This window comes from Kitasatospora sp. NBC_00039, from assembly GCF_045160625.1.
In the GTDB taxonomy this organism is placed as follows: Bacteria; Actinomycetota; Actinomycetes; order Streptomycetales; family Streptomycetaceae; genus Kitasatospora.
This window is the reverse complement of the sequence record NZ_CP108289.1, coordinates 4,201,133-4,209,942: the sequence shown is the minus strand read 5'-3', so window position 1 is coordinate 4,209,942 and position 8,810 is coordinate 4,201,133. Positions and strand designations below refer to the sequence as shown.

Genomic DNA, 8,810 nt, shown 5'->3' with positions numbered 1-8,810 from the left:
GCCGTCATGGTCCAGAACGATTCGAAGCTGGTCGAGGCACTGCGGTCCTCGCTGAAGGAGACCGAGCGCCTGCGGGAGCAGAACCGCAAGCTCGTGGCGGCCACCCGTGAGCCGATCGCCATCGTCGGCATGGCCTGCCGCTTCCCCGGCGGCGCCGTCGGCCCGGACGAGCTCTGGGAGTTCGTCCGGGACGGCCGGGACGGCATCAGCCGGTTCCCCGCCGACCGCGGCTGGGACCTCGAACGGCTCTACGACCCGCAGAGCGAGCGGGCCAACACCAGCTACAGCGACCGGGGCGGTTTCCTGCGCGACGCGGGGGAGTTCGACGCCAAGTTCTTCGGCATCGGCCTGCGCGAGGTGGCGGGCCTGGACCCGCAGCAGCGGCTGATGCTGGAGACCTCCTGGGAGGCGATGGAGCACGCGCGGATCCGGCCGGCCACCCTGCAGGGCACCCGGACGGGCGTCTTCACGGGCGTGATGTACCACGACTACCCGAACAGCTTCGGCAGCGGGAACATCGTCTCCGGCCGGGTCGCCTACACCTTCGGCCTGGAGGGTCCGGCGGTGTCGGTGGACACGGCGTGCTCGTCCTCGCTGGTGGCCCTGCACCTGGCGGTGCAGGCGCTGCGCCGGGGCGAGTGCGACCTCGCGCTGGCGGGCGGGGTCACCGTCATGGCGACCCCGGGCACCTTCGTGGAGTTCAGCCGCCAGCGCGGGCTGGCGCCCGACGGCCGCTGCAAGGCGTTCGCCGAGGCGGCGGACGGTACCGGCTTCGCCGAGGGTGTCGGCGTCGTCCTGGTGGAGCGGCTGTCGGACGCCCGGCGCAACGGGCACCGGATCCTGGCGGTGGTGCGGGGGTCGGCGGTGAACCAGGACGGTGCGAGCAACGGGCTGACGGCGCCGAACGGTCCGTCGCAGCAGCGGGTGATCCGGGCGGCGCTGGCCGACGCCGGTGTGGCGCCGGCCGACGTCGACGTGGTGGAGGCGCACGGGACGGGCACCACGCTGGGTGACCCGATCGAGGCCGATGCCCTGCTGGCGACGTACGGTCAGGGCCGGCCGGAGGGCCGGCCGCTCTGGCTGGGTTCGGTGAAGTCGAACCTGGGCCACACCCAGGCCGCCGCCGGTGTCGCCGGCGTCATCAAGATGGTCCAGGCGATGCGGCACGAGGTGCTGCCGAAGACGCTGCACGTGGACGCCCCGTCCTCGCACGTGGACTGGGAGGCCGGCGCCGTCGAGGTGCTGGCGGAGTCCCGCGCCTGGGAGAAGGCGGACGGTGCGCCGCGCCGGGCGGGTGTGTCGTCGTTCGGGATTTCCGGCACCAACGCGCACGTCATCCTGGAGGAGGCCCCGGCGGCCGAGCCCGTCGAGGAGACCGTCGAGGATCCGGGTGCGGGCCGGCCGTCGGGTGTGCCGGTGCCGCTCGCGGTCTCCGGCCGGACGGACGAGGCGCTGCGGGCGCAGGCCGAGCGGCTGCACGCGTTCGTCGCCGCCGACGACTCCCCCCGGCTGTCCGACGTCGGCTTCTCGCTGGCGTCCTCGCGGACGGTGTTCGACCGGCGTGCGGTGGTGCTGGGTGCGACGCGTGAGGAGGTGCTGGCCGGGCTGGCCGCGGTGGCCGGCGGCGGTTCCTCGGAGCCGCGGATCGGCGGCCGGACGGCGTTCCTGTTCACGGGTCAGGGTTCGCAGCGGGTCGGGATGGGCGCCGGGCTGGCGTCGGTGTTCCCGGTGTTCGCGGCCGCGCTGGACGAGGTGTGTGGGCTCCTGGACGGTGAGTTGGGTGTGTCGCTGCGCGAGGTCATCGCCGGCACGTCGGGTTCGCTGGACGACACGGTCCACACCCAGTCGGCGCTGTTCGCCGTCGAGGTGGCGCTGTACCGGCTGGTCGAATCGCTGGGTGTGCGGGCGGACTTCCTGGCCGGGCACTCGGTGGGCGAGATCGCCGCCGCTCACGTGGCCGGGGTCCTGTCGCTGGCGGATGCGTGCACGCTGGTCGCCGCGCGTGGCCGGCTGATGCAGGCGCTGCCCGCCGGTGGCGTCATGGTGGCCGTCCGGGCCGCCGAGGCGGACGTGCTGCCGCTACTCAAGGGCCACGAGGCCGAGGTCGGTGTCGCGGCCGTCAACGGGCCTTCGTCCGTGGTGATTTCCGGTGCGGAGAAGCCGGTCCGCGAGATCGCGGACCGGCTGGCGGCGGCGGGCACCGCCGTCAAGCAGCTGACCGTCTCGCACGCGTTCCACTCGCCGCTGATGGAGCCGATGCTGGAGGAGTTCCGGACCGTCGTCCGGGGTCTCACCTTCGGCGAGCCCAGGCTCGCCGTCGTCTCCAACGTCACCGGAAGGCTCGCCGACGGCGAGGAGCTGCGTGATCCGGAGTACTGGGTGCGCCACGTCCGCCAGGCCGTCCGCTTCGCCGACGGCATCCGCGCCCTCGAAGACGCCGGCGTCACCCGCTACCTCGAACTCGGTCCCGACGGCGTGCTGACCGGCATGGCCCAGGCCTGTCTGGCCGACCCCGACGACGCCCTACTCGTGCCCGCGCTGCGCAAGGGCCGCGACGAGGCCCCCGCCCTGCTGGCCGCTCTGGCCGCCGTGTTCGAGGCGGGCGCGGACGTCGACTGGACGGCCGTGTTCCGGGGCACCGGCGCCCACCGCGTCGACCTGCCGACCTACGCCTTCCAGCACGAGCGCCACTGGCTCGACGCCGCGGCCGACCTGAGCGACGCGGCCGCCTTCGGGCAGGTCGATGCCGAGCACCCGTTCCTGCGGGCCGGTGTCGAACTCCCGGACTCCGGCGGGTTCGTGCTGACCGGGCGGATCGGGCTGGACACCCACCGCTGGCTCGCCGACCACACGGTGGCCGGCACCGTCCTGCTGCCGGGGGCGGCCCTGGCCGACCTGGTGCTCCGGGCGGGCCGGCAGGTCGGCTGCGAGCGGATCCGCGAACTGACCCTGACCGCCCCGCTGGTGCTGCCCGAGAGCGGCGCCGTCGTGCTGCAGGTGGTGCTCACCGGCGCGGACGAGGACGGCGAGCGCGAGGCCCGGGTGTACGCGCGGGCCGGTGACGCCGAGGAGGGCGCCGCGTGGACGCGGCACGCCACCGGCGTGGTGGGGGCGGGCCACGGCGCGCCGGCCGCCGACGCCGCCGCGTGGCCGCCGCCGGGCGCGCAGCCGGCCGACGTGGCGGAGCTGTACGCGAACCTGGAGGAGGGCGGCCTGGTCTACGGGCCGGTGTTCCGCGGGCTGACGGCCGCCTGGACGCTGGACGGCGAGGTGTTCGCCGAGGTCGTCCTCCCGGACGGCGCGCACGCCGACGCCGAGCTGTTCGCCCTCCACCCGGCCGCGTTCGACGCGGCCCTGCACGCGGTGGGCCTCTCCGCGGCCGTGGGCGACGGCGGCCTGCCGTTCGCCTGGTCCGACGTCGAGGTCTTCGCCACCGGCGCGACGGCGCTGCGCGTCCGCGTTCGGGCGGCAGGCCAGGAGTCGGGCGGAGAGCCGGGCGCCGTGACGATCGACCTGGCCGACGGCGAGGGCCGCCCGGTGGCCTCGGTCGGCTCCCTGGTCGTCCGTCAGGTGCCGGCCGCCGGGCTCGGGCCGGCCGGCGGGGCCGGCGACGCGCTGTTCCAGCTCGACTGGGTGGCCGTACCCGCGCCCAAGTCCGTCCCCGTTCCCGCCGGTTGGGCCGTGCTGGGCGGCGGCGGGGCGGCCTTCGGGCCGGGCACGCCGGTCCACCCCGGGTTCGACGGGCTGGCCGCGGCGCTGGACGCGGGCGAGGCCGTGCCCGAGGTGGTCGTCCTGCGGCAGCCGCCGGCCGCCGGGCAGGGCCTGGTCGAGCGGGCCCACGAAACGGCCCGGTACACCCTGGACGTGCTCCGGCGCTGGGTCGCCGAACCGCGCCTCGACGGCTCCCGCCTGCTGGTCCTCACCGAGGGCGCGGTGGCGGTCTCCGCCGGGGAGGCGGTGCCCGGGCTCGCCGAGACCCCGGTCTGGGGCCTGCTGCGCTCCGCGCACGAGGAGTACCCGGGCCGGTTCGCCACGCTGGACACCGACGGCGGCGACGTCGCGGCGCGGCTGCTGGCCGCGGCGGTGGCCCTGGACGAGCCCGAGCTCGCGGTCCGCGGGGGCCGGCTGCTGGCCCCCCGCCTGCGCCGCGCGGGGCGGTCCGGGGCGGACGCCGGGACGCCCGTGTTCGACCCCGACGGCACCGTGCTGGTCACCGGCGGCACCGGCGGGCTCGGCCGGGTCGTCGCCCGGCACCTGGTGGCGGCGCACGGCGTGCGGCACCTGCTGCTGGTCAGCCGCAGCGGCGAACAGGCGCCCGGGGTGGCGCAGCTGCGCGAGGAGCTGGCCGGTGCGGGCGCCGACGGCGTCACCGTCGCCGCCTGCGACGTCGCCGACCGTACGGCCCTGGCCGGGCTGCTCGCCGCCGTGCTGGCCGAGCACCCGCTGACCGGCGTCGTGCACACGGCCGGCGTGCTGGACGACGGCACCGTCGCCGCGCTGACGCCCGAGCGCCTGGAGCGGGTGCTGCGTCCGAAGGTGGACGCCGCCGTGCACCTGGACGAGCTGACCCGCGGCGCCGGCCTGGCCGCGTTCGTCCTGTTCTCCTCGCTCGCCGGCACCATGGGCAGCGCCGGGCAGGCCAACTACGCCGCGGCCAACGCCTTCCTGGACGCCCTGGCGCAGCGGCGCCGCGCCGCCGGCCTGGCCGCCGTCTCGCTCGGCTGGGGCCTGTGGACGGCGACCGACGGCATGGCCGAGTCCCTCGGCGAGGCCGACCGGCAGCGCCTCGCGGCCTCCGGCATCCTGGCGCTCTCCGGTGACGAGGGTCTGGAGCTCTTCGACACCGCGCTGCGCGCCGACCGGGCCGCTCTCGTCCCGGTGCGGCTCGACACGGCGCCGATCAGGGCCCGGGCGGCCGTGGTCGAGGTACCCGCCCTGCTGCGCGAGCTGGTGCGGGTGCCGGTGCGCCGGGCCCGGGAGGCCGGCGCGGCGGGCGGTCTGCCCGCCGGATTCGCCGGGCTGGCCGCCGCCGAGCAGGAGCGGATCCTGCTGGGTATCGTCCTGAGCCGGACGGCCGTGGTCCTCGGCTACGCCTCGGCGGACGAGGCGGAGCCCGAGCGGGACTTCCTGGAGGCCGGCGTGGACTCGCTGTCGGCGACGGAGATCCGCAACCTGGTGAACAAGGCGACCGGAGCGGACCTCACCACCAGCGCCCTGTTCGACCACCGCAGCCCGGTGGCGCTCGCCGCCCACCTGCGCGAGCGGCTGGCCGACGCCGCCGTTCGGGGCGGCCGGCCCGGCCCGGCCGCCGAGGCGGCGGACCGCCCGGGGGAGAACCCGGAGTCCTTCCGCGGCCTGTTCCGGCAGGCGATCCTCGGCGAGAACCTGCCGGGCGGCATCCGGCTGCTGAAGGCGGCCGGGCACGTCCGGCCCTGGTTCCACTCGCTGGCGGACCTGCGGGAGAAGACGGCCGCCGAGGGCGGTCCGGAGGCGGCGGTGTTCCCCGAGCCGGTCCGGCTGGCGCGCGGGCCGCAGGGCCCGGCACTGGTCTGCCTGCCGTCGCCGATGGCGATGGGCGGCGCCCAGCAGTACGCGCGGTTCGCGGCCGGCTTCCGCGACGTGCGGGACGTGATCGCCCTGCCCGTCATCGGGTTCCACCCCGCGGACCGGCTGCCGGCGACCGTCCCGGCGGCCGTGGAGGCCTTCGCCGCGCACATCCTCCAGGCGGCCGCCGGGCAGCCGTTCGTGATCGTCGGCTACTCGTCCGGCGGGCAGTTCGCGCACGCGGCCGCCGAACACCTGGAGCGCGCGGGGACTCCCGCGGCCGGCGTGGTGCTGCTCGACTCCTACCTGCCGAACACCGGCGACGACGACAACCAGTCGCACGGGTTCTGGGGCCAGATGATGGTCGGCATGTTCGACCGGGAGGACGACTTCGGCGGGTTCAACGTGACCCGCCTCGGCGCCATGGGCCGCTACGTCGAACTGATCGGCAGTGTGCGGCCGGCCGAGATGGAGACCCCGGTGCTGTTCGTGCGGCCCACGGAGTCCTTCGTGGCCGTCCCCAAGGCCGGCGAGGAGGAGTGGCGGGCGGTCTGGCCGACCGCGCACACCCTCACGGAGGTTCCGGGCACGCATTTCACCATCATCGAGACCTACGCGGCGGACGCCGCCGCGGCCGTCGAGGAGTGGGTCGAGGTGGCGTGCCGTCAGTTTGTGTCCGGCCGTTGAGGAACAGCCTGGCTCTGGGGTTCGTAGGGGCCGCTTAGGGGTCTGTCCGGGGAAGGCGGCTCGTATAGCGTGCGTCCACAGGATCAGCTCCCGCGGCGCCGTCAGTACGGGCACGTCCTCCCCGGTGGACCCAGGCAGTTCAACCCGGAGGTGGGTAAATTCGCCGGACAATTCGGAGAGGAACAGAACGATGTCAAGACCAGCGAGTGCCAAGGGTGTTGTCTCTTTCGGGAAATACAAGACCTGGTACCGCGTGACCGGGGATCTGGCTTCGGGCAAGCCGCCGGTCGTGGTGCTGCACGGAGGCCCCGGCAGCACCCACGACTACCTGCTGGCGCTCACCGAACTGGCCGACTCCGGCTGGCCGGTGATCCACTACGACCAGCTCGGCAACGGCGGCTCCAGCCATCTCCCGGACCGGGGCAAGGACTTCTGGACCGTCCAGCTCTTCAAGGACGAACTGAACAACCTGCTCGACGCGTTGAACGTGGCCGACGACTACATCCTGTTCGGCCAGTCCTGGGGCGGCATCCTCGGAGCCTCGCACGCGGCCGAGCGTCCGGCCGGCCTTCGCGGCCTGGTGATCGCCAACTCCCCGGCCTCCTACGTCCTGTGGCTCCAGGAGATGGAGGTGCTGCGCGCCGGGCTGCCGGCCGACGTCCAGGAGACGCTGCGCCACCACGAGGCGGCCGGCACGACGGACAACGAGGAGTACTTCACGGCGATGCGGGTCTTCTACGACCGGCACGTCTGCCGGGTGGTGCCCTGGCCGCGGGACTTCGTCGCCTCCTTCATGGAGATCTACGACGACCCGACCGTGTACTACACCATGAACGGCCCGAACGAGTTCCACGTGATCGGGACGCTCAAGGACTGGTCGGTCATCGACGAGGTGGACCGCATCAAGGTGCCCACCCTGCTGCTCACCGGCCGGTACGACGAGGCCACGCCGGCCACCGTGCAGCCGTACTTCGACCGGATCCCCGCGGTGCGGTGGGAGATCCTGGAGAACTCCAGCCACGTGCCGCACCTGGAGGAGCCCGAGCGGTTCAAGGAGATCCTGCTCGGCTACCTCGAAGGACTTCTCCCCGGTGCCGGGCTGCCCCCCGACGCCGTAGCGGCACCCGGAGGACGCGGATGACGGCGAGCACACCACGGGTACGCGCGTACCCGTTCGGTCCGGCGCGGGCCCTGGAGCTCGACCCCACCTACGCGCGGCTGCGCGCGGAGGAGCCGCTGAGCCGGGTGCGGATGCCGTTCGGCGAGAACGGCTGGCTCGTCACCCGGGCCGCGGACGTGCGCCTGGTGATGAGCGACCCCCGGTTCAGCCGGGAGCGCGCGGTCGCCGGCGACCCGCCCCGGCTGCGGGAGGTCGACGCCTCGGGCACGGGCCTGCTCGCCATGGACCCGCCCGACCACGCCCGCATCCGCAAGATCATGGCGAGGGTGTTCACCGCCCGCCGGGTCGAGACGATGCGCGAGGACACCCAGCGGACCGTCGACGGGCTGCTCGACGAGCTGGTCGCGCGGCCCGGGGACCGGGTGATCGACGTGGTCGAGTCGCTGGCCTTCCAGATCCCCTCGGCGGTCATCGGCAAGCTGATGGGCCTGGAGGACAAGGACCAGGAGAACATCAAGGAGTGGTCCCAGGCCCTGATGTCGACGGCCGAGGGCAGCGAGGAGTCGGTCCGGCAGGCCTTCGAGGCGCTGTTCGGGTACGTCGCCGAGCTGGTGGCGACCCGCCGGACCCACCCCACCGACGACCTGGTCGGCATCATGGTCGGGGCCCGGGACGAGGGACAGCGCCTCAGCGAGGAGGAACTCGCCACCCATATCGTCGGGTTGATCACCACCGGCGCCGAGACCACCTCCTCGCAGATCCCGAACTTCCTGTACGCGATCCTCACCCACCCCGACCAGCTCGCCCTGCTGCGCCGGGACCCTGCGCTGGTGCCGCGGGCGGTCGAGGAGCTGCTGCGGTGGATCCCGTTCAACTCGGCCGCGCTGTTCCCCCGGTACGCCACGGAGGACGTGCAGTTCCGGGACGCGACGGTCCGCGCGGGCGAGTTCGTGCTGCCGTCGCTCTCGGCGGCCAACCGCGACCCGGAGGTCTTCGCCGACCCGGACCGGCTGGACATCACCCGTGAGCACAACCCGCACATCGCCTTCGGGCACGGCGCGCACCACTGCGTCGGCGCCCAGCTCGCCCGGATGGAACTCCAGGTGATGCTCGGAACGATGGTGCGGCGCTTCCCGGAGCTGGCCCTGGCCGGCGACCCGGCCGCCATCTCCTGGAAGCAGGGCCTGGTGCGCGGCCCGCTCGCTCTGCGGGTGACGTGGTGAGCGAACGCCCTGGAGAACGCTGGAACATCACCGTCGACACGGCCGCCTGCATCGGCTCGTCGATGTGCGCGGCCGCGGCGCCGCGCCACTTCGTCATGAAGGCCGGCAAGGCCGAACCGCCGGCCGGGACGGTCGGGCCCGACCAGACGGTGCTCGACGCGGCCGAGACCTGCCCGGCACTCGCCATCACGGTCACCGACGCAGACACGGGCCGCCAACTGGCCCCCGAGGCCTGA

The 8,810-nt window shown here is 74.4% G+C and carries 4 protein-coding genes; all 4 read left to right on the top strand.

What is annotated here, in order from left to right; translation table 11 throughout:
• The first annotated feature begins 6 nt into the window (after positions 1 to 6).
• The 4 genes from OG286_RS18500 (at position 7) to OG286_RS18485 (ending at position 8,810) form a co-directional block, all read left to right on the top strand.
• Positions 7 to 6,231 (top strand): type I polyketide synthase, encoded by a 6,225-nt coding sequence (locus OG286_RS18500; RefSeq protein WP_405365502.1) that lies wholly within the window; start codon positions 7 to 9, stop codon positions 6,229 to 6,231.
• Between the two features lie 190 nt (positions 6,232 to 6,421).
• The gene (locus tag OG286_RS18495) at positions 6,422 to 7,372 is read left to right on the top strand and encodes a proline iminopeptidase-family hydrolase (protein ID WP_396325927.1); all 951 of its coding nucleotides are present in this window, start codon (positions 6,422 to 6,424) and stop codon (positions 7,370 to 7,372) included.
• Positions 7,369 to 8,574, top strand: a complete 1,206-nt coding sequence (locus tag OG286_RS18490) for a cytochrome P450 (protein WP_396325926.1) — start codon at positions 7,369 to 7,371, stop codon at positions 8,572 to 8,574. Before OG286_RS18495 ends, OG286_RS18490 begins: the two co-directional genes overlap by 4 nt.
• A complete protein-coding gene (locus tag OG286_RS18485; RefSeq protein ID WP_396325925.1) occupies positions 8,571 to 8,810 on the top strand; it encodes a ferredoxin in 240 nt (79 codons plus the stop codon). The genes OG286_RS18490 and OG286_RS18485 overlap by 4 nt, the downstream gene beginning before the upstream one ends.